The sequence below is a fragment of the Mesorhizobium sp. P3_A2 genome, from assembly GCF_056403115.1.
On sequence record NZ_JBFUGC010000011.1, the window covers coordinates 20,749 to 39,725 of the forward strand.

Genomic DNA, 18,977 nt, shown 5'->3' on the forward strand with positions numbered 1-18,977 from the left:
TGGATTCACTGTACGATCAAGTCGAGATCATGGCGTGAAAGCGGCTTCGGCTGGGATTCGGTGGTCAGGTAGGTGCGGCCAAGCGTCATTGCCGTCTCGGTTTCGGAGTCCATGATGATCATGTGCGCGAACAGCGTCATGTTGGGCGCGATCGGCTCGGGATTGCCCTGGTAGAACATCGGCATGTCCATCCAGGACGGGGTGAAGCGGGCGCCGACCGAGTAGCCGCAGGCGTTGAGCCGGTGCTTGGTCAGATTGTGCGCTTCCAGCGTGCGGGCATGGGCGTCGAAGACGTCGCCGAAGGTATTGCCCGGCGTCATCGCCTTCTCGACCGCCAGCAGGGCGGCGCGGGCGGCGTCGAACAGCTCCTGATGGCGCTTCGAGACCTTGCCGGTCAGTACCGTGCGCATCATCGGCGCGTGATAGTGGTGGAAGACGCCGGCCCATTCGAGCGTCAGCTGGTCGTTCTTGGTCAGCTTGCGGCGCCCGGCCTTGTAGCGGCATAGCAGCGCGTCGACGCCCGAGCCGATGATGAATTCATTGGCCGGATAGTCGCCGCCGCCGGCGAAGACCGCACCCTGCATGGCGGCCAGGATCAATGCTTCGTCGCCGCCCTGCTTGATCAGCGGCAGGGCCGCGTCGAGCGCGTCGTCGGACAGGTTGGCGGCTTTTTCGGCCTTGGCGATTTCGGCCGGGCTCTTGAACAGGCGCAGCCGGCCGACAATGCCGGAGGCGTCGGCGATCTGGCCAAAGGTCTGCAACTGCTCGTCGACGCGGCGGCCATTGAAGGCGGTCAGGCCATGGGTGTCGTATTCGACGCCGATGCGGGCGCCGAGCAGATTGAGGTCGTTGAGCAGGTTGCGCAGGTCGATCGCCGGATTGGCGCCGTCGCGGTCGGTCCACAGGATGATCTTGTCGATGATCGAGGTGTGGCGCGCCTGGCGCAGATCGGCCGACCGGGTCAAAAGCACCATCGAGCCATCGGCCTTTACCACCAGGCACTGGAAGAAGCAGAAGCCGAACGTGTCGTAGCCGGTCAGCCAGTACATGCTCTCCTGGGCGAAGAGCAGCACTGCGTCGAGCTTCTTCTCGGTCATCTCGATCATCAGCCGGTCACGCCGGGCGTCAAACTCCGAGCGTTCGAAATGCAGCGCCATTATTCATTCTCCAAAACAATTGCCGAAACCTGCCGACCGTAGTCCGGTTCCTTGCGATGCGTCGTGCGCCGGTAGGAATAGAAGAGATCCTCCTCGGCATAGGTACAGCGGCCAAGCCCCTCGGCGGTCACGCCGGCCTTCTTCAGCCGGTCGACCGTGTAGAGGTTGAGGTCGAACATCGCATGCCCCGGATTGGCCGAAGGGATGAAATAGCTGATGTTTTCGGCATCAGCTTCGACAAAACGGGCGACGAATTCCGGACCGACTTCGTAGTTTTCAGGGCCGATGGAAGGACCGAGAACAGCAACGATGCGCTCGCGGCGGGCGCCGAGGCTTTCCATCGCCGCAATGGTGTTTTCAAGCACGCCCGTGAAAGCGCCCTTCCAGCCGGCATGCGCCGCACCGATGATGCGCGCTTCGGCATCCGCGAATAGTACCGGGCCGCAATCGGCTGTCGAGGCACCGATGGCGATGCCCGGCCGGCCGGTGACGACGGCGTCGGCCTTGGGCCGTGGACCGGGGAAGGGTTCGTTCACGATGACGACGTCGGGCGAGTGAACCTGATGCGCAGTCAAGAGATGGCTGGCCGGCACGCCCATCCAGGCAGCGACGCGGCGGCGGTTCTCGGCGACCAGCGTCTGGTCGTCATCCGAGCCGGTGCCGATGTTGAGCCCCTGGTAGATGCCGCTGGAGACACCGCCGATACGGGTGAAGTAGCCATGGCGGATGCCTCGCGGCTTCGCCGCTTCCAGCAGCGGCGAGCGAACAGGATCCGGTTTGGTCTGATTCAGCATGGATGGGTTTGTTGTCCGCGCCAGCGCTTTCGTCAAGGCGAAGTTCGGCCAAGCCAGTGCGGCAGCCATGCCGCATTGGCTCCGAGTTGGCGAAAAGCGGGCATTCGACTATAGGCAATGGCCAGACAATTTCCGGGGCGGGCGAAAGTGCATGGGCTGGAATCCAGTCAAAAGCCTGATCCGAAAGATCCATCAGAACCGGCAGGTGCGCAAGGCGAAGGATTTTCGCAACGCGCTGGTGAAAGGCTATTTCCGCTCACGCAATGCAGCGTCGGGGGCGGAATTTGCCAAAGAGTTGCGGCGAACCGGCGCGCGGCATTTTTGCTTCTCCATCGCCTACAACACGCCCTGGGTCATCGATGCGCTAACCAAGGCATGGCTGACCTATTCGAGCGGGATGACGCTGGTGGTCATCGACAATTCGTCCAGGCCCACGGCGCGGCAGGCGATCGAGGCCATCTGCCGGCGGCGCGGCATTGCTTATTTCGGCCTGCCGGGAAATCCCGAATGGAATCCGAACCGGTCGCATGGCATTTCGATGAACTGGGTCTTCCATAACATCGTGCGCCCGCTGCGGCCCGACCTGTTCGGCTTTCTCGACCATGACTGCTTTCCGGTGGTTGCCCTCGATATAGCCACGCGCATGGAGGGCAAGGACGCCTACGGCACCAAATATCCCGCCAAGCGAGGCCATCCGGGATGGTATTTCTGGGCGGGGCTTTGCTTCTTTCGCTTTTCCGTCGTCGAGGACCTCGAGCTCGACTTCACGCCGCGCTTCGACACCGGGCTCGATACTGGCGGCGGCAACTGGCCGATGCTGCGCGACAGGCTGGACGACAGCAATATCGTCAATGCCGGGAAGACCACGATCAGCCTGAAGCTCGGCGGCATCGAGGTCGACCATCGCATGCTGGACAACAGCTTCTTTCATGTCGGCGGCGCTTCGTATCGCGGCCTGATCAGCACGCGGCACTATCGCCGGGTTATGTGCGATCATGTCTGGGAGACCTACCTTGGCGGTGTGGCGGAGCGGCTTGTAAACGACCTCTAGAGCGTTTCACCGTTTCACGGAAACGGCGAACCGCTCTATCTCTTTGTGTTGACGCAATTCCGGACGAAAAACCGCTCACACTTTTCCTGGAATTGCTCTTGTCAGCCTGTTGTGCGGCAAGATTTTCAGGACCTTGAACAGCGTACCCATGGCGTCGGGGCCGGCCAGGCGCTCGACGGCGTCGGTAATGGTTTGTTTTGCCTCCTCGCTTGCCTGGCTACCCAGCAGGCCGGCCCGTTCGAGCAAGCCCATGGAGAGCAGGAAGTCGCCCTGCGTGGTCAATTCCACATCGAGGCCATGCGCGCGCACGACGGCGGCCAGCGCTGCGAAGTCGACATGGGCGGTGAGATCGGCTTCGCCGGGATTGGCCAGCACGTTTTCGGGAGCGTGCTTGCGCACGGCCTGCAATGTGTCGCCGAAACCGGGCTGGAGATGGCCGTAGTCAGGAAATAGCCCGGCGCCGCCGTGGCCGGCTATGCGTTCGGCAATGGCCGCCATCAGCGCCGCGCGGGCCGGTGCTACTTCGAAAATAGAGCCTTCCGGCGCCTCGGCGGCATTGTCCGGCAGCAGCGTCGCGTCGACCGAGCCGGCGCCGGCGAAGAAGGTCAATTCATCTGACACATCGAGGCCGATCATCCGTTCGCGCCATCCGGCGCCGGCGCGAATGAACTGGCGGATCGGTACCGCGTCGAACAATTCGTTGCCGACGATCAGCAGCGGCGCCTGCGGCAGCGTGGCCATGGTTTCGTGCCAGCCGACCTCGGCTGAGCTGTCGGCAAGCGTCTGCTTCTGGATTTCAGTCAGGCGCGGGCTGGTCTCGATCAGGGCGAAGGACGCACCGGCTGCGAGTGTGGAATCCAGCCGCGCCAGGGTACGCAGTATGTCCTTCATCAGCGTGCCGCGGCCGGGGCCGATTTCGGCGATGGTGACCGGCAGCGGCCGGCCGATCGCCGACCAGGCCTGATACAGCCAGACGGCGACGAGCTCTCCGAACATCTGGCTGATCTCCGGCGCGGTGACGAAGTCGCCCTCGGCGCCGAACGGCTCGCGCGTCGTGTAGTAGCCATCGCTGGGATCGAACAGACAGAGCGCCATGTACTCGTTGACGGGAAGGGGGCCGAGCGCACCGATCAGGTCGACGATACGGGTTTTCAGCCGTGTCATGCCGGCTGTGGCTGCGGCGCCGGCCTGGCGGTGGCCATCGCCCAGATGCCGGCGAGCACCATCGGCAGCGACAGCACCATGCCCATGGTGAGCCAGCCGCCGAAGAGATAGCCGAGTTGCTGGTCGGGCTCGCGGAAGAACTCGACGAAGATGCGCGACAGCCCGTAGCCGCAGATGAAGGCGCCGCCGACGAAGCGCGGTGTCTTCAGCTTCAGCCGCGAATGGGTGAGGAAGCGCAGGACCAGGAACAGCACCAGGCCCTCAAGCAAGGCCTCGTAGAGCTGGCTCGGATGGCGCGGTTCGAGGCCAGCGACGCAGCCCGCCACCGTCTGCTGGAGGCGCTCGTTGCAAAAGACGACGCCCCACGACACATCGGTGACGCGACCCCACAGTTCCGCATTGACGAAGTTGGCAACGCGGACGAGACCGAGACCGACCGGCACGCCGGCCGCCACGACGTCGAACAGCGACCATGTGCGGATGCCGCGCTTGATGGAAAACAGCGTCATGGCGAGGATGACGCCGAGCAAACCGCCATGGAACGACATGCCGCCCTGCCAGATGGCGAGAATGTCGAACGGATGGTCGATGTAGCGCCTGAGATCGTAGAACAGCACGTAGCCGGTACGCCCGCCAAGCACGACGCCGACGGCGGCCCAGACGATGAAATCATCGAGATCGATGGGTTTCATCGGCAAGACACCGTCCGGCCACAGCCTGGTGTTGGTGACGAGCCGCTTGGCGTACCACCAGGCGAAGAGGATGCCGACGATGTAGCCAATGCCGTACCAGTGCACCGCCAGCGGGCCGATCTGGACCAGGATCGGGTCAATGTTGGGGAAAGGCAGCGACGCCATCGGCAGCAGGAAATAGTCGTTCAACAGGGTCTCCCGGAAGGGCTCGCGTTCGGGCGCGGACCATGCGGCAGGGTTTTGGCGGGGTCAAGGCAAGGTGATGGTTGCCTTGATGCCGCAGATGGAGGGCTCAACTCTGCGGCTTGCCGGCGACCAATTGCCTGAGCGCGTCGTTGATCCTGTCCTGCCAGCCGGGACCATCTTCCTGGAAGTGATCCAGCACGGCGCGATCGATCCTGATCGACACAAGTTCCCTGACGTTCGGCGCGGCGGCATGTTCGCGAATTGGTTGCGCCGGTTTTTTGATTGGCTTGAAGGCAGCTTCAGCGGCTTCCATCGGATTTGTCGGTCGGCGCGGAGGCGTTGCCATCGGTTGATCCTGAGTGAGAGCGACTCGTTGCTTGATGCAGGTCGCGAGGAAAAATCATGCTTAGGCGACCGGTCCGTGATGATCAGCCTCTGCCATTGCCTTGTATTTGGCTTCAAGCCTGTCCAGCACCTCGTCGCCGAGCTTAGCCCGGCCGGCATCGGCATCCGAAATGCCTTTGGCAAGGGCTGCATCAAGTGCTGCAAGGCGCTTCCCCAAGTCCACGCTGACCATCCTGGCTATCGTCCTTCCAAGAGTTCACTTGCGATAATAGCAATTTATCGGCCCGGACCGTAGGGCAAATCGAATCCGACATGAAGCCGCACCAGCTTCAACGTTCTTGCATTCCGGGCGCGGCGCCACTACGTCAATCCCAGCAAGCGAGGATTTGCCATGTCGACCGGACCGAACCGCATTCTCGATGAATTCGCCAAGCTGATGACCGATGCCGCGGGTGCTGCGCAAGGCGTGCGCCGCGAGGTGGAGACTGCCTTCAAGGGGCAGGCCGAGCGCATCCTCAACACCATGGACGTGGTGCAGCGCGAGGAGTTCGAGGCTGCCCGCGACATGGCCGCAAAGGCGCGCGAAGAAAACACCAGGCTGGCCGCGCGCATCGATGCGCTCGAGGCCAGGCTTGCCGAATTGACCGGTCAGGCCGCACCTGCGGCGGCGGCAAAGCCCAAAGCAAAAAAATAATCTTTAAACTTTTCCACAAAGCGCAATCCGAAAAAGTGCTTTGCCGTGAATCGTTTACCGGCGATGCATGAATCTTTGTGACAGCGCCTTTCCACATGCGGATGACGCAGTGCGAAAAATTAGGCTGTTCACGCGACTCCCGATCAATAGACTGAATTTGTTGCATGATTCGGAGCAGGGTCATGCGGCCGGGCGGTGGGGTCCGGTCCGGGGTCTTTGTGTCGTGAAGTCCTGGCCGTCCGAGTTCTAGACAAGATTGTTCGTCGTGTGTGCCCCGCGGAGCGTGTGGCGCTCCCCTGAACACAGGAAGCATTCCATGGAACTTCTCGAACTCGAATTCTCCCGCGAAATCCACCCGGTGGATGTCATCGAGCAGGTGGCCCATAACAATGACTGGTCCTTTGAGCGGGCCGGCGATGACGAAATCTCGATCTCGGTCGCCGGCAGCTGGACCGACTATCACGTCTCTTTCTCGTGGATGGAGGATTTCGAGGCGCTGCATCTGGCCTGCGCGTTTGACATCAAGGTGCCGGAAGCCCGTGCGTTGGAAGTGATGCGGCTGTTGTCGCTGATCAACGAGCAGATGCTGTTTGGCCATTTCGACCTGTGGGAGCAGGAGGGCGCGATCATGTTTCGCCAGTCGCTGCTGCTCGCCGGCGGGGTCGAGCCGTCGAGCCAGCAGGTCGAGGTGCTTTTGTCGTCGGCGCTGGAAGCCTGCGAATGCTATTTTCAGGCCTTCCAGTTCGTCGTCTGGTCGGGAACCTCGGCCAAGGATGCGCTGGCCGGCGTCCTGTTCGAGACCTATGGCAACGCCTGATCGTCGCTAAGAAAAGAAGATGAGTTCGAGCAGCGCGCGCAAGCCCGAGATCAGCTTTGCCGATTTCGATCGTGTCGACATCCGTGCCGGCACCATTGTCGAGGCTGAGCCTTTCCCTGAAGCGCGCAAGCCCGCGTTCAAGCTGAAGATCGATTTCGGCCCCGATATAGGCGTGAAGAAATCCTCGGCGCAGATCACCAAATATTATGCGCCGGGAACGCTGATCGGCCGGCAGGTGTTTGCGGTGGTGAATTTCCCGCCGCGCCAGATCGGTCCGTTTATGTCCGAAGTGCTGACGCTCGGCTTTCCCGACGAAGAGGGCGCCGTGGTGCTGGGCGCCATCGAGCGCAAGGTGCCGGACGGCGGGCGCTTGTTCTAACTGCCCCTAGGCGGCAAGCTTCCGCTTGGTGCCAAGCGCCTCTTCCACCGTGTCCATGAACATTTCGGCGCAGGCTTTCCAGCTGTAACGCATGGCGCGTTCGCGCGCCTCGGCGCGGTCGACGTTTAGCGCGGCGAGCGCGGCCTCGCGCAGATCGGTCGACACCGCCCCGCCGATGCCGTCGCCGACAATGTCGATCGGTCCGGTGACCGGATAGGCGGCGACCGGCGTGCCGCTGGCCAGCGCCTCGATGATGACGTTGCCGAACGTGTCGGTGCGGCTCGGGAAAACGAAGACATCGGCAGAGGCGTAGATTTCGGCCAGTTCGTCGTTCGGACGGTGGCCGAGGAAATGCGCCTGCGGATATTTCGCCTTGAGCTTGGCCAGTTCCGGCCCCTCGCCGACGATGACCTTGCTGCCGGGCAGGTCGAGATCGAGGAAGGCGCTCAGGTTCTTTTCAATGGCGACACGGCCGACGCACAGGAACACCGGGCCGGGAAAGCCGAGGTCCTTTTTTTTGTCCGGGCGGAAATGGTGGGTGTCGACGCCGCGCGTCCACGGCCTGAGCTTGTTGAAGCCGCGCGCGGCGAGATCGTCGGCCAGCGACTGTGTGGCAACCAGCGTGCCTTGTCCGGAATTGTGGAAATCGCGCAGCCAGCGGTAGGCCCAGCTCTCCGGCACCGGCAGGCGGGCGCTGAGATATTCGGGAAAGCGGGTGTGATAGCTGGTGGTGAAGGGACGGCCGGCGTTGCGGCAATAGCGGCGCGCCATGATGCCGAGCGGTCCCTCGGTGACGATGTGGATGTGGTCGGCCTTGCGTGCCTCGATCAGCCGCGCGACATGGCCGGGCGTGGTCAGCGCCAGCCTTATGTCGGGGTAGGTCGGCAAGGGCAAGGTGCGAAAGATGTTCGGGGTCAGGAAGTCGACCGCAACGTCGAAGGATTTCAGCGTTTCGGTGAGCCGCTCCAGCGTGTGGACGACGCCATTGACTTGTGGGCGCCAGGCGTCGGTGACCATCAGGATGCGCATGGCGGTCCTTTGCTCGGATCGTCGGTTGCCTTGATGCGATGGCGGAACGGCACCCACGCGGCTGCCCTCGCTTCGCTCCAGCGTACCCGGGCAGGCACGAGGTCGAAGTGAGGCGGCTGAGCCGAATCAACTGAGGTCGCGCGCTTCATGCGCGCTCTTGACCATGATTTCATGACGTGCGGATGAAGGTGGTTCTTGGCCGAGCCGCCTTAGGGGATCATGCGTTGATCAGGCAGGCACCGTGATCACGGCCCGCAGGCCGCCGAGCGGGCTGTCGTCCAGCATGATGTCTCCGCCATGGCTGCGGGCAATGTCGCGGGCGATGGAGAGGCCAAGGCCGGTGCCGCTGGCGTCGAGGTTGCGCGCCTCGTCGAGCCGCACAAACGGTTTGAACACGTCCTCGCGCTTTTCCAGCGGAATGCCCGGACCGTCGTCATCGATGGTCACGACCAGCGAGCCGCGGCCGTGATTGGCGCTGATCTCCACCGTCTTGGCATAGCGCAAGGCGTTGCCGGCGACATTGGACAACAGCCGGGCAAAAGCGTGTGGGCGCACATGCACGTCCGGATCGCCGGCGAGCACGGTCGACAGCTTGCGCTTGTGCAGCGACGCCTCCTCGCCGAGCTTCTGGAAATAGGCATCGAGATCGAAATGGCCGGCATCTTCCGACGCTTCGCCGCGGGCAAAGGCGATATAGCCTTCCAGCATCGACTGCATGTCGTCGATGTCCTGGTTGAGCGCCGCCTTGGTTTCGGGCTTGCCGCCGGCCAGCGCCAGCTGCAGCTTGAAGCGGGTGAGGATGGTTCGGAGATCGTGGCTGACGCCGGTCAGCATGGCGGTGCGCTGTTCCAGCTGGCGTTCGATGCGCTCGCGCATCTGGATGAAGGCAAAGCCGGCGCGGCGAACCTCCTCGGCGCCGCGGGGGCGGAAGTCGCGCGGCATCGGCCGGCCCTTGCCGAAACTTTCGGCGGCCTCGGCCAGCATCAGGATCGGCCGGATCTGGTTGCGCAGGAAGGGGATGGCGATCGTCAAAAGCACCAGCGAGGTGCCGACCATCCAGATCAGGAAGATGTGGGTGTTGGAGGCATAGGCCTGGCTGCGGCGTACGAAGACGCGCAGCACCTTGCCCTCAAGCTGGATGCGCACCTCGACGATGTTGGAATTGCCGACGGTGTCGATCCAGAACGGGCGGTTGATCTGGCGGGTGATCTCGGTCGAAAGGACATCGTCCAGGATCGAGAAGAAGGGCTTGGGTCCGGGCGCGGGCAGCGGGTCGGGCGGCAGGAGGTCGACTTTCAACTGCATGCGGTCCTGCGCGATGCGGATGATGTTGGCGTAGTCGCCGTCGTGCGGATAGGTCTCGATCATGTCGATGATGGCGGCGATGTCGCTCACGGTGGCCTGCGACAAGCGCCGCGTCACCGTTGCCCAGTGGCGTTCCATAAAGTCGAAGGCGACAACCGATTGCAGAAGGATCATCGGAGCGATGACGATGATCAGCGAGCGGGCATAAAGCCGCTTCGGCATATAGAGCGCGACCAGGCGCCAGAACCGGTTCCAGGCGCGCGGCATGGCTTTCAGCGCGCGTAATATGCGCGTGCCGAAGCCGCCATGTTCGGGCCGTTCCAGTTGCGTGGTCGCCATGTGTCCTTCCGCTGGTCGCTCGTCGATGGCACTCGTCTATGGCCAAACGGCGACCGTCAGCGGCATTCTATTCCACGCCGAGCCGTTCTGGAACAGCCGTGGCATGGCGGCCGACGACCAGCAGGCACGGAATCGCAAGTATCGTGATCAAGGGTTCACCGGTGCGTTGCGTTGGAACCACTTCGCGGATCGAGCGTTACGAGCGGATGATCAGACGATTTGCCTACGCCCTTATCTTCGTCCAGGTATCCATGGCGACTGCGCTGGCTACACAGGTATTCCTGTCGACCGCCGAGGAAGCCCGTAGCTCAGAACTCTCGCTGGCGCCGGCGCCAGGCGAAAACGAGGGATGCGCCAAGGCGATGTGGCCCAATATTCCGGAACGATGTCTGCAACGAGTCGAGCCGAAGGTGGTGACGCTCGTGCTCAGCCAAAACAACTGATGGCGAATGGCTCTTTCTGACATGCAGCCTGCCATGCGCCGCTGGCCACGCTGCCGCAGGACCACCAACGCTCCGTTAAGCCTCGCTCAATCTATGCAATCTATCTTGAATGCCAGATTGTCGAGGGTGACATGAAGCGCAAGTCGGTAATGCTCTTTGCCTTCCCAGCTCTGATCCTGCTGATCCTGGCGGGGGAGCGCATGGCGGCCTTCTTGCTGGGGGCTTATCCGGCCAGTCCCACAATGTGGTGGATCTGGCTTGAACTAAGGCCGCTGTCGACGATGTTCTGGCAACAGATCGATCTCTATCTGGGAGCGTCGATGGTCGTTGATGCCTCCATCCTGGCCGCCGCGTCGATCGTTTGCTGGACGGCGTGCCGCACAAGAAAGTCGGCTGCCTTCTTCTTCCTTGCAAATCATGTCGCCCTGCTTTTTGCCGGGTTGATGATCGCCGTCACCAGCCATTCCGAAACAGCGAGCACGATCGCCTCGTTCACGGTACCCCCGATTTCACCTTGAAGAACAGCCTTGTGCTGTTTCTGGGTCTGACAGCATGCGCCTACTGTCATGTTGCCTTCCTGAGCGAGACCCGACAGCGGTCCGAAGCGCTGGCCGCGAGGCTTGTTGCTCTGCAGCGAGATTACTAAGGCAGACCACGTCTTCCAGCGCTAGAGCGTTTCGCCGTTTCACGGAACGGCGACCGCAAAAAACCGCGTCACACTTTTCTTGGAATTGCCCTAGTTGATCTTTCTGTAGTAAACCTTGCCGTCGGCCTGTTCTATGCGCTGGTAGTTTGGGCTTGGGGCAGGCGCTGTAGCGACGATCCTCTTTTTCGGAGCACGCGGCGCATTGACCACGCTGGGCTCGGTCGCGTCTTCACCATCGACAGCGGCGGGTGCCTCCGCCACGGCGTTGGCCGCGACCATCGAAGGTTCCGCTGCGCTCGACATGACGTCGTCACGGGCAAGGGGCTGGTTCTGTTCCAGCCGGGCTATGCTCCTGTTGATCTCACCGAAGCTGCTCTGCAGTTGACTGTCCAGTTTTTCAAATCGGCTCTGAAAACCGTTGTTGACCGTATCCAGTCGGCCCCCGATTCGTTGTTCGAACGTCCCGAGTTGTTCCAAGCGCCCTTCCAAAAAGCGCATATCGCTGATGCCGCGGTAGAGATAAACCGCGGCTATTATATTCACCAGGGTGATCAGGGACGTGCCGATGATGACCGCGCCGATAATGCTCTTGTCGCTCGGTTTCCCAACTGCAGCCTGCTCTGCAACGCGGGTTGCTGTCCCAATCTCAATAGCCGGCATGTCCGGTTCGCTGATCATCGTCATTGAACCACCACCTTTGCGCCGATCGCGACGCGTTTGAAGAGATCGATCACATCGGTGTTGGTGAGGCGAAAACACCCCGATGTTCCGTCGAAGCCAACCCCTGACGGGTCGTTGGTTCCGTGTATCCGATAGAGCGTGTCACGCCCGTCCCGAAGCAGATAGAGCGCCCTGGCGCCGAGTGGATTGTAGGGGCCGGCAGGCACCATTTGCGGCAATTCCGGCTGGCGGGCGCGCATTTCGCGGGGCGGGCGCCATTCCGGCCATTCGGTCTTGGCCCCCACCTTGACGACCCCGGTCCAGCCAAATCCGTCGCGGCCGACGCTGATCTGATAGCGAAGCGCCTGGCCTTGTCGGGTCACCAGATAAAGCGCTTTCTCGCCCTTGCGGATAACAATCGTTCCGGGTTGTTCCGTGGTTTCAAAGGCGACAGTTTTGCGCAGGCTGGGCCCCATTGCCGGCAGCGGCGGCCGATCCGCAAGTGCCGATCGCGCGCTGGCGAAATCCTGGACCGACATCGCCAGCGCCATGGCCACGACGCAGGCCAATCCCGGGCCAATCCGATTCCTACCTGGCCGATACTTATTTGGCAGCGTCATCAAGCCGCTCTTTGAACATCCGCTTCAAGTCCTTGTTGAAGCGCGCGCGCCCATCCACCTCGGCAGGCAGGATAGCACGGTTCAACGCATCTGCCAGAAGCGCATTGTCCAGCGCGACCGATTTGATGTGCGGCGCCTTGAAAATCTTTTCGAGTTCGCTGCGCGAAAAGTGGTTCCCGAACCATTTGCGTTTGTGCTTGTTGGCGACCAGCGTGATGCTTACAGCATTGCCACGCAATTCACGGATCTTCTTGTAGAGCCGCTTGCCTTGCCGCAGCGAGGCGACGTTGAGTTCGAAGACGATGAAGATCTCATCGCTCGTCGACAGCACGGAATTGTGCCAGCGCGTCTCGATGTTCGGCAGGTCGATGACGATGTCGTCGAACCGGTAGGCGACGAGGTCCAGCAGACGAAACACGAAATCGGCGCCCTGCGGCTCGAAAGGCAATTGCGGCCTCTCGAAGGAATAGAGCGTCAGCCCGGACGGACGCGAGAGCTTGATGACATCCATCAGCTCGACGTCGAGCCTCTCCGGTTGGCCGATGATGCCGCCGAGGTCGAACTGGTTGAACTGGTTGAGGTAGGCGCCGCAATTGGCGCTCTGGAAATCGAGGTCGACCAGACAGGTGGAGGCCCCGCGTTCCGTCGACTTCGACGCCAGGAATTCGGCCGCCGACAAAGCAAGCGTCGTGGCGCCGGCGCCGCCGCTGGCGCTGATGAAGGTGATGATGCGGCTCTTGGTGCCCTGGTTGCCGGTGTCGTGGAAGGTCACTGCGTTCAGCAGCTCCTTGCCGTCGAGCGGCTTGTGCAGCCAGTCCGAAGCGTTCATGCGCACCAGCACGCGCGTCTGTTCCGACGACAGCTCGTCGGAGACCGCGATCAGCGGCACGGTTGCCCAAAGGGCGCGCGCTTCGACGATGTCGGGCCTGCCGAGCAACTCGCCCTTGCCGAGGTCGAGGATGACGATGCCGGGGCGCGTGTCTGCGGGCGGACCCCTGAGAAAGTCGCCGGTATCCGAAACCCTGACGTCGTAGATCGCCAGCGCATCGAGCCGTGTCGTCACTTCGCGCTTGAAGTTCGGATCCGACGAGAACAGCGCCACCTGCTTTCGCTTGGTCGGTGTAACCTTGGTGTTGATGGCATTCATGGATAGGTGCTCTTCAAATCTTCGCCCGTAACCGTGCTCAGCATGGAGGGCATGGTGAGGTTTCCGAATCCGAGCAGTCCGCCCAGGAAGAAGAATTGGAAGGGATGATTGGTGATGCTGACGGTGATGGTTGGTACAGGGCCATTCGGACGCGTCCAATATCCAAGGCCTGAGGCCTGGTATTGTATCCTCACCTCGGACTTTGCAAGCATCGGCAAGAACGTGTGCATTCCAGCCCGGCTGCCGCTGCCAGTGTAAATGAAGTCAAAAGCAGCCTGACTCGCCGTGAGGTCCTGGCACGTAGCGCCCGTTCCGCAGGTGCAGGAGGCAACTCCCGCGGCACTGGCCGTGCAGATGTAATTATACGTGTTGGCCGGGACCGCTTTGCCGACGTCCAGCGAGTCGCTCGGCGTCTTTGCCTCGAGTGAAAGCCCGCTGGCGACCGGACCGGAGATTTGCGCCAGCCGTGCTCCGGCCTGCACTGCCTTGTTGGCGGCGTTCCATTGGTAGAAGGCATAGCCGAAGTCGACGAAGCCGAGCAGCAGCGTCAGCAGCAGCGGCATGGCGATGGCCATCTCGACCATCGTCGCGCCGGACTCGCTTGCCCAGAATTTGCGCCGCAGCATCACCATCCGAGGACACGCTCCTGATGGAATACCGATAGGCTGATCTGACCGAAACCGAGATAAGACCAGAACCCCACACCCGCGTACGGGTATGATGTGCTGACCTGCACCACATCGACGTTGGCGGTGCTGCTGAGGTAGAGCTCAGTACCGGTGCCGGCATCAATCGCTGGAGTAGATAATGACTTGCTGATGGTGACTTCGTCTGTAGTCCATCCTGTCACTCTTGCGCTGCCGCCAGATATGGCTCCATTCACTGCAAGGTTTTTTGCATACCCCGAACAAGTGTCCCAGTCGCTGCTGCAGCGCGCCATATAGCGGGCCGCATCCTTGACGCCGGCGTCAAGGAGCATGCGTGTGTTCAGCACGTTCGAGAATTCGAACACGCCGGCGGCCAACAGCAGCACAAATGGTGTGACGATCGCCATCTCGACCAGGACGACGCCATCCTCGTCGCCCTTGAAATGCCGAATGATTTTCCTGAGCGTGACCAGCATGGTTCTACCGGTAAAGCTGCGCTTCGTTGCGCTGAAGTTTCTTCAGCGTGCCTTGGCCGACGGTAGTGCTGATATCCTGGATCTCGCCATAGATATCGGCGTTAGGTGACCCTCCGGCCTTCTCGGTAACGAACACGCTGGCGAAGGCTTGCACTGGCAGGGTCTGGCTACCACCCTTAACTACGTTGGCCGCGCAGTCGATAATCGCGACATAGAGAAGCCGCCGGTCCGCTGTCTGGGTCGTCGTGTTGCACTGAGGAGGTGTCTTCTCCTGGCCGCTCTTCAAAGTCGGATTGTTGATTTCGTATTTGTAGACACAGTAGCGGCTGGGGTTTGCGCCGCACGCGGTCAACACCCCGGTAGTGGCGGCATTCCCATGGTTGACGGTCCAGTACCCTGAAAAGTCCCATAAACCATCGCCAAGCACACCCGCCTGTGTGCAAGTGCCCGAGCCAAAGCAATTGTCCCTGGGCAGCGCCTTGTACTGTGCAGGGTTGCTGGGCACTTCATAGATGCAATTGTTGCCGGTTTTCTTCACTGACATGCCCTTTCGGACATTCGGGGCCGGCGGAGCTTCGGCCGGGACCAACTTGCCGCTGTTGCCATTGGGATAAATGTCGAAACGCGTGTTGATCCCGTCGTTTACGGGAGGAATGTTGCCCGGGCGGGTCGTCACGCCGCTCTGGTCGTAGCAGGCGGCCGGACTGGTCACCGCGAACATTTCCGTCAGTTTTTGCGTCGACTTGTCGCCCTCCGGCGATGACAGGAAGCCATAGTTGCCGGGGAAATACTGGGCGTTGTTGCCGCCGGTCTGCTCCTTGAGCCAGATCATCGGCTTCTGTGTTCCAGACACCGCCGTTTGCAGGGCGCCAAGCGACGCATAAGGATTGCAGATGAACATCGGCGTGAACTGACACAATGCATTGGTGAACCCGGCAACCGCCTGCGGTTGCAAGTCCATCCTGTTGTTGCTGCCGACGAAGCTGGCTGGGAAGATGGTTTCGAAAGCGCCCGCGCCGTCCGCCAGACCGGAGGCGTTGACCGTCACTTCGGCAAATTTCACAGCCTTGGGGTCCGTGCTGGCCCAGGTCACCCCGTTGGAGTCGACGCCGGCGGCGCTTAGCGTCGTGCTGTCGCTGGCGGGTATTCCGGTCAAATACGTTACAGTAACGTCAGATAGGGCAAGCGTGTGGTCGCCTGCGGTCGAAAACTTCGTTGTGTTGGCGAGAAGATTGGTTACCGCCCGGTTGGCCCGGGTGATCGCATCCGAATTGCCGTCGAGTTCCGCCGCTGCTGCAAGCGCAAGCGCGTCCACACCTTTTTGAAGATCATTATGCAGCCCGGTGGCGCGGCCCATGTCGATGGCAAGCAACGCGAAGCCAACCAGAACGGGCAGCATGATTGCGACAAGGATCATCGCTATGCCGCGTTGATCGTTCCAGAACGCCCTAATGGTCCCCAACATGACCTTACTCTCTGCTTCCTTGCACCGGGCCCCTCGCTCACCCAGCGCATCGCAACCGCATCCTTCTGTTCAATTCGCTCCGTTGTTCACCGCCCCGCCTACATTGACCGTGATCGCAGGCGGTGGCGGCGGTGGCGGTGGAAATTTGTAGCCTTGGGCAACAGCGGCAGCCCGCGCGCCGTCGCCTTCGATATGTGTGTTCTTCGCGTTCGGATTGAACGGATCTACCGTCTGCAGCAGCGAATTGAATTTCTGCGTGTCGCCGGCGGCCAGGGTCACCGTGTCATAGTGGTTCAGATAGTCGGCGGCGCAGCCCGATAGTGCACCGGCGCACAGAATGAGGATCAAGGCGCTATTTCTTGACATAGAGCATCTTGTCCTTCGATTTGAAGTCCAGCATGTGGCCATAGGGGCCGGTGACGCCGTCGCCCGTTTCATATTTTCGGATCATATCCTTGTTCACCTCAAGCTGACCGAGCACGAAGAATTCCGGATCGTTGGCCGGCCGCGTCTTGTCGAACGGCGTCGCCAGCTGTTCGCCGGGCTTGACCGGCCGCACCACGTGCGGCGTGACGATGACCACCAGTTCGGTCTCTTCTTTCTGGTTGCTCGAATTTCGAAACAGCGTCCCGATAACCGGCACCTGGCCGAGCCACGGCACCTGTTCCTGCAGCTTGGTGGTCTTGCTGGACAGCAGCCCTCCAACCGCGAAGCTCTGGCCGTCGCGCAGTTCGACGACGGTATCAAGCTTGCGGTTGGTGAAGATCGGGTCGCCGGCGCTGGTGAAACCGGTGAGGTCACTCACTTCCGGCGCCAGCTTCATATGGATCTTGCCGTCGTCGAGGACGACCGGCGTGAACAGCAGATTAACGCCGAACTGCTTGTACGTGATGGTTACCTCGCCATCATTGCCGACGACACGGATAGGGACTTCGCCGCCGGCGTTGAAGCTGGCCGGCTCGCCGGAAAGCGTTGTCAGGTTGGGATTGGCAAGCGTGCGTACGACGCCCTTGGCCTCAAGCGCTTCAATGATCAGGTCGACCTTGATGTTGCTGTCAATGACGCGGGTGATCAGAGCCGCGAAGGGATTGCTGGTCGACAGCAGGCCGGTGAGTATATCGCCCGGGCCGAGCACTATATTGTCCTTGTCGACGGTGGCGATGCCGGTTGCGGCGCGTGTCGTGCCGCTGCCGTTCGTGCTCCTGATCGACACGCCGAGATCGCGGCCGGCGTTGCGCTTGGCCTCCAGCACGCGGACCTCGAGATTGACCTGCTGGCTGTCGTCGACGATGACGGAATTTATGATCGCGTCGGGGCCATACTGCTGCACCACTTCCAGGATCGACGCCAGCGTGGCGCCATCCTTGACGTGACCGCCGAGCCTGACCTTGCCGTTGATCGAACCGATTTCGATGCGCGCCCTGGGCGCCACCTGCCGGATCGCCTGCGCCATGTCGCTGACGTCGACGCCGACCTCGATCTGGATGACACCGAGCGAGCGCTTTTCCGGGGAGAAGAGATTGACCGTTGTGGTGCCGGCGCTCTTGCCGATGACATAAAGCGTGCGGTCGGTCATCGGCTGGGCATCGGCGATCTTCTCGTCGCCGACAACAATATCGCCGAGATTGGCGCTCACCTGGAGGGTCACCGACTGCGACATCGGCAGGAAGATGCGATGGACGCTCGGGTTCGATACGTCGATGAAGCGATCGGCTGCTTCAGCCCCAAGGCTCGAAGTCAGCTGCGCTGCCAAACAGGACAGCGCGGCCGCCGCTACCCTCATCCAAAACCCCTGCATCCCCATCTCCCAAACTGCTGCCGCCGGCAGCCCCCGCTTCGCCGCGCGTCCTTTTATGGTTGTCGCGGCACGTCATAGGATTCGAGCTTCACGCCGCGAAACACGCCCACTGTAACATTCTTCGGCGGTGCAGGCTCCAAATACTTGATAACTTCCTTTACGACTTCGTTTGATGCGGGTGCCGTCACCACGGCCGGAACCGGCTTGACCTTGCTCAACTGGTCGAGCTGGTTTCCCACCCTGTCCACGGCCTTTTCCAATCCGGCGATCTTGTCATCCGCGCGCTGGCGTTCGGCGGCGGCTGCGGCGTCGGCTGCGGCCTGTTTGTCCAGTTCGGCCTGCCTCTTTGCGACATCGTCCGGCGTCTCGCCGTTCAGGTCGGAAAGCGTGATGCGCTCGGTCGTCTCGCCCTTGCTGGCGGCGGCCTGGCGCAGTGCAAGAGACAACTGCCCCGCGCCGGCAGCCAGCGTCAGTTTCTGGGCGTCCTTTGTGCTGGCTTCGAGCGTCACCGACTTAACCACCGTCGGGTTGTCCTTGCTCACGTCGGCGACCTGGTCGACGGCGAGCACCTTCATGCTCTGCAGCAGAACGTCGACAAAACTCTTGTCCGCACCGTCATCGCCGCGTACCGAGCGCGTCAGCAGCACATCAACCCGGTCGCCCGGGAAGACGAAGCCGGCTACTCCCAGCACGTCGTTGACGCGGATGGATACGGCCTTCATGCCTTCGCCAAGTACGGCCGAAAGCGTGGCGCGTTGGCCCGGACCGGTGATCTTGCTGGCGAGGATCGGCTCATTGGTGCTGATCGCCTGCAGTGCCTGCCTTGCGCCACTGCCGGCCAAGGCTTCCTTGGTGGTCTTGAACGCTCCGGCCGGGACTGCGCCCGCGGGCCAGGCTATCTCATGCAACTTGTCGGCGCTCAACGTGTCGCCGAACTTAAGTGGCAGTGCCGCGACAACGATCGTATTGCCTGTGCCGTTTGATTGAGCCAAGGCACTACGCTGGCCAGCCAGCCAGATGTTGATCAGCACGACCGCCAGCACTCCGAAGACGCCGGCGAGGACTATCATAATAAGCGTGTTGGCGCGCATAACCCCAAGCCCCCAACCAATAGAGCGGGAAT

At 61.7% G+C, this 18,977-nt stretch carries 23 protein-coding genes; 6 read left to right on the forward strand and 17 right to left on the reverse strand.

Annotated elements, in window-relative coordinates:
• Positions 1 to 5: 5 nt before the first annotated feature.
• Both AC1DXM_RS23645 and pgeF read right to left on the reverse strand, forming a co-directional pair.
• Positions 6 to 1,157, reverse strand: coding sequence for a M24 family metallopeptidase (locus tag AC1DXM_RS23645; protein WP_477236694.1), 1,152 nt, complete (start codon positions 1,155 to 1,157; stop codon positions 6 to 8).
• On the reverse strand, positions 1,157 to 1,951 hold the full coding sequence (pgeF, locus tag AC1DXM_RS23650; RefSeq protein WP_477236696.1) for a peptidoglycan editing factor PgeF: 795 nt from the start codon (positions 1,949 to 1,951) through the stop codon (positions 1,157 to 1,159). The genes AC1DXM_RS23645 and pgeF overlap by 1 nt, the downstream gene beginning before the upstream one ends.
• Positions 1,952 to 2,102: 151 nt before the next feature.
• On the opposite strand from pgeF, the gene AC1DXM_RS23655 reads away from it, so the two are divergent.
• Entirely contained in the window at positions 2,103 to 3,002 is a 900-nt protein-coding gene (locus AC1DXM_RS23655) for a hypothetical protein (RefSeq protein WP_477236698.1), read from the forward strand.
• A gap of 75 nt (positions 3,003 to 3,077) precedes the next feature.
• On the opposite strand, the gene AC1DXM_RS23660 is transcribed toward AC1DXM_RS23655, so the two are convergent.
• From AC1DXM_RS23660 to AC1DXM_RS23675, 4 genes are all read right to left on the reverse strand, one after another.
• Positions 3,078 to 4,166, reverse strand: coding sequence for a class I SAM-dependent methyltransferase (locus AC1DXM_RS23660; protein ID WP_477236700.1), 1,089 nt, complete (start codon positions 4,164 to 4,166; stop codon positions 3,078 to 3,080).
• Positions 4,163 to 5,047 carry a prolipoprotein diacylglyceryl transferase gene (gene lgt, locus AC1DXM_RS23665; protein WP_477236702.1) on the reverse strand — a complete coding sequence of 295 codons (885 nt, stop codon included), beginning with the start codon at positions 5,045 to 5,047 and terminating at the stop codon, positions 4,163 to 4,165. Before lgt ends, AC1DXM_RS23660 begins: the two co-directional genes overlap by 4 nt.
• Positions 5,048 to 5,150: 103 nt before the next feature.
• Positions 5,151 to 5,390: a BrnA antitoxin family protein gene (locus AC1DXM_RS23670; protein WP_477236704.1), complete on the reverse strand. Its 240-nt coding sequence runs from the start codon at positions 5,388 to 5,390 to the stop codon at positions 5,151 to 5,153.
• 60 nt (positions 5,391 to 5,450) lie between these two features.
• Complete coding sequence (locus AC1DXM_RS23675) at positions 5,451 to 5,612, reverse strand: hypothetical protein (RefSeq protein WP_477236706.1); 162 nt, start codon at positions 5,610 to 5,612, stop codon at positions 5,451 to 5,453.
• Positions 5,613 to 5,780: 168 nt separating this feature from the next.
• Here AC1DXM_RS23675 and AC1DXM_RS23680 point away from each other — a divergent pair, with 168 nt between their 5' ends.
• From AC1DXM_RS23680 to AC1DXM_RS23690, 3 genes are all read left to right on the forward strand, one after another.
• Entirely contained in the window at positions 5,781 to 6,083 is a 303-nt protein-coding gene (locus AC1DXM_RS23680; RefSeq protein ID WP_023711152.1) for an accessory factor UbiK family protein, read from the forward strand.
• A 316-nt stretch (positions 6,084 to 6,399) separates the two neighbouring features.
• A complete protein-coding gene (locus AC1DXM_RS23685; protein WP_006202532.1) occupies positions 6,400 to 6,900 on the forward strand; it encodes a type III secretion system chaperone family protein in 501 nt (166 codons plus the stop codon).
• Between the two features lie 19 nt (positions 6,901 to 6,919).
• A complete protein-coding gene (locus tag AC1DXM_RS23690) occupies positions 6,920 to 7,279 on the forward strand; it encodes a tRNA-binding protein (RefSeq protein WP_142869237.1) in 360 nt (119 codons plus the stop codon).
• Positions 7,280 to 7,285: 6 nt separating this feature from the next.
• Here AC1DXM_RS23690 and AC1DXM_RS23695 read toward each other — a convergent pair whose 3' ends face one another.
• Positions 7,286 to 8,308, reverse strand: coding sequence for a glycosyltransferase family 4 protein (locus tag AC1DXM_RS23695; RefSeq protein ID WP_477236709.1), 1,023 nt, complete (start codon positions 8,306 to 8,308; stop codon positions 7,286 to 7,288).
• A gap of 228 nt (positions 8,309 to 8,536) precedes the next feature.
• The gene (locus tag AC1DXM_RS23700) at positions 8,537 to 9,952 is read right to left on the reverse strand and encodes an ATP-binding protein (RefSeq protein WP_477236711.1); all 1,416 of its coding nucleotides are present in this window, start codon (positions 9,950 to 9,952) and stop codon (positions 8,537 to 8,539) included.
• Between the two features lie 143 nt (positions 9,953 to 10,095).
• Between AC1DXM_RS23700 and AC1DXM_RS23705 the strand changes: the two genes are divergently transcribed.
• On the forward strand, positions 10,096 to 10,395 hold the full coding sequence (locus AC1DXM_RS23705) for a hypothetical protein (RefSeq protein ID WP_477236713.1): 300 nt from the start codon (positions 10,096 to 10,098) through the stop codon (positions 10,393 to 10,395).
• Between the two features lie 131 nt (positions 10,396 to 10,526).
• Positions 10,527 to 10,913 (forward strand): hypothetical protein, encoded by a 387-nt coding sequence (locus AC1DXM_RS23710; RefSeq protein ID WP_477236715.1) that lies wholly within the window; start codon positions 10,527 to 10,529, stop codon positions 10,911 to 10,913.
• A 218-nt stretch (positions 10,914 to 11,131) separates the two neighbouring features.
• Here AC1DXM_RS23710 and AC1DXM_RS23715 read toward each other — a convergent pair whose 3' ends face one another.
• The 9 genes from AC1DXM_RS23715 to cpaB all read right to left on the reverse strand — a co-directional run bounded on the left by AC1DXM_RS23715 (position 11,132) and on the right by cpaB (position 18,945).
• Positions 11,132 to 11,725: a hypothetical protein gene (locus tag AC1DXM_RS23715; RefSeq protein WP_477236717.1), complete on the reverse strand. Its 594-nt coding sequence runs from the start codon at positions 11,723 to 11,725 to the stop codon at positions 11,132 to 11,134.
• A complete protein-coding gene (locus tag AC1DXM_RS23720) occupies positions 11,722 to 12,321 on the reverse strand; it encodes a L,D-transpeptidase (RefSeq protein ID WP_477236719.1) in 600 nt (199 codons plus the stop codon). The genes AC1DXM_RS23715 and AC1DXM_RS23720 overlap by 4 nt, the downstream gene beginning before the upstream one ends.
• Entirely contained in the window at positions 12,305 to 13,468 is a 1,164-nt protein-coding gene (locus AC1DXM_RS23725; protein WP_477236721.1) for a CpaE/TadZ family protein, read from the reverse strand. The genes AC1DXM_RS23720 and AC1DXM_RS23725 overlap by 17 nt, the downstream gene beginning before the upstream one ends.
• Positions 13,465 to 14,100, reverse strand: coding sequence for a TadE/TadG family type IV pilus assembly protein (locus tag AC1DXM_RS23730; RefSeq protein WP_477236723.1), 636 nt, complete (start codon positions 14,098 to 14,100; stop codon positions 13,465 to 13,467). Before AC1DXM_RS23730 ends, AC1DXM_RS23725 begins: the two co-directional genes overlap by 4 nt.
• Positions 14,094 to 14,591, reverse strand: coding sequence for a TadE/TadG family type IV pilus assembly protein (locus AC1DXM_RS23735; RefSeq protein WP_477236725.1), 498 nt, complete (start codon positions 14,589 to 14,591; stop codon positions 14,094 to 14,096). The genes AC1DXM_RS23730 and AC1DXM_RS23735 overlap by 7 nt, the downstream gene beginning before the upstream one ends.
• Positions 14,592 to 14,595: 4 nt before the next feature.
• Complete coding sequence (locus tag AC1DXM_RS23740; RefSeq protein WP_477236727.1) at positions 14,596 to 16,056, reverse strand: TadE/TadG family type IV pilus assembly protein; 1,461 nt, start codon at positions 16,054 to 16,056, stop codon at positions 14,596 to 14,598.
• A gap of 69 nt (positions 16,057 to 16,125) precedes the next feature.
• Positions 16,126 to 16,404: a hypothetical protein gene (locus tag AC1DXM_RS23745; protein WP_477236729.1), complete on the reverse strand. Its 279-nt coding sequence runs from the start codon at positions 16,402 to 16,404 to the stop codon at positions 16,126 to 16,128.
• Positions 16,405 to 16,408: 4 nt separating this feature from the next.
• Entirely contained in the window at positions 16,409 to 17,854 is a 1,446-nt protein-coding gene (locus AC1DXM_RS23750) for a type II and III secretion system protein family protein (RefSeq protein WP_477236731.1), read from the reverse strand.
• Positions 17,855 to 17,907: 53 nt separating this feature from the next.
• Positions 17,908 to 18,945: a Flp pilus assembly protein CpaB gene (cpaB, locus tag AC1DXM_RS23755; RefSeq protein WP_477236733.1), complete on the reverse strand. Its 1,038-nt coding sequence runs from the start codon at positions 18,943 to 18,945 to the stop codon at positions 17,908 to 17,910.
• Positions 18,946 to 18,977: the final 32 nt, after the last annotated feature.

Coding starts and splice junctions, on each gene's coding strand:
- AC1DXM_RS23645 (WP_477236694.1), bottom strand. CDS start 1,157: ATGGCGCTGCATTTCGAACGCTCGGAGTTTGACGCCCGGCGTGACCGG.
- pgeF (WP_477236696.1), bottom strand. CDS start 1,951: ATGCTGAATCAGACCAAACCGGATCCTGTTCGCTCGCCGCTGCTGGAA.
- AC1DXM_RS23655 (WP_477236698.1), top strand. CDS start 2,103: ATGGGCTGGAATCCAGTCAAAAGCCTGATCCGAAAGATCCATCAGAAC.
- AC1DXM_RS23660 (WP_477236700.1), bottom strand. CDS start 4,166: ATGACACGGCTGAAAACCCGTATCGTCGACCTGATCGGTGCGCTCGGC.
- AC1DXM_RS23670 (WP_477236704.1), bottom strand. CDS start 5,390: ATGGCAACGCCTCCGCGCCGACCGACAAATCCGATGGAAGCCGCTGAA.
- AC1DXM_RS23680 (WP_023711152.1), top strand. CDS start 5,781: ATGTCGACCGGACCGAACCGCATTCTCGATGAATTCGCCAAGCTGATG.
- AC1DXM_RS23685 (WP_006202532.1), top strand. CDS start 6,400: ATGGAACTTCTCGAACTCGAATTCTCCCGCGAAATCCACCCGGTGGAT.
- AC1DXM_RS23690 (WP_142869237.1), top strand. CDS start 6,920: ATGAGTTCGAGCAGCGCGCGCAAGCCCGAGATCAGCTTTGCCGATTTC.
- AC1DXM_RS23695 (WP_477236709.1), bottom strand. CDS start 8,308: ATGCGCATCCTGATGGTCACCGACGCCTGGCGCCCACAAGTCAATGGC.
- AC1DXM_RS23700 (WP_477236711.1), bottom strand. CDS start 9,952: ATGGCGACCACGCAACTGGAACGGCCCGAACATGGCGGCTTCGGCACG.
- AC1DXM_RS23710 (WP_477236715.1), top strand. CDS start 10,527: ATGAAGCGCAAGTCGGTAATGCTCTTTGCCTTCCCAGCTCTGATCCTG.
- AC1DXM_RS23715 (WP_477236717.1), bottom strand. CDS start 11,725: ATGACGATGATCAGCGAACCGGACATGCCGGCTATTGAGATTGGGACA.
- AC1DXM_RS23720 (WP_477236719.1), bottom strand. CDS start 12,321: ATGACGCTGCCAAATAAGTATCGGCCAGGTAGGAATCGGATTGGCCCG.
- AC1DXM_RS23725 (WP_477236721.1), bottom strand. CDS start 13,468: ATGAATGCCATCAACACCAAGGTTACACCGACCAAGCGAAAGCAGGTG.
- AC1DXM_RS23730 (WP_477236723.1), bottom strand. CDS start 14,100: ATGGTGATGCTGCGGCGCAAATTCTGGGCAAGCGAGTCCGGCGCGACG.
- AC1DXM_RS23735 (WP_477236725.1), bottom strand. CDS start 14,591: ATGCTGGTCACGCTCAGGAAAATCATTCGGCATTTCAAGGGCGACGAG.
- AC1DXM_RS23740 (WP_477236727.1), bottom strand. CDS start 16,056: ATGTTGGGGACCATTAGGGCGTTCTGGAACGATCAACGCGGCATAGCG.
- AC1DXM_RS23750 (WP_477236731.1), bottom strand. CDS start 17,854: ATGCAGGGGTTTTGGATGAGGGTAGCGGCGGCCGCGCTGTCCTGTTTG.
- cpaB (WP_477236733.1), bottom strand. CDS start 18,945: ATGCGCGCCAACACGCTTATTATGATAGTCCTCGCCGGCGTCTTCGGA.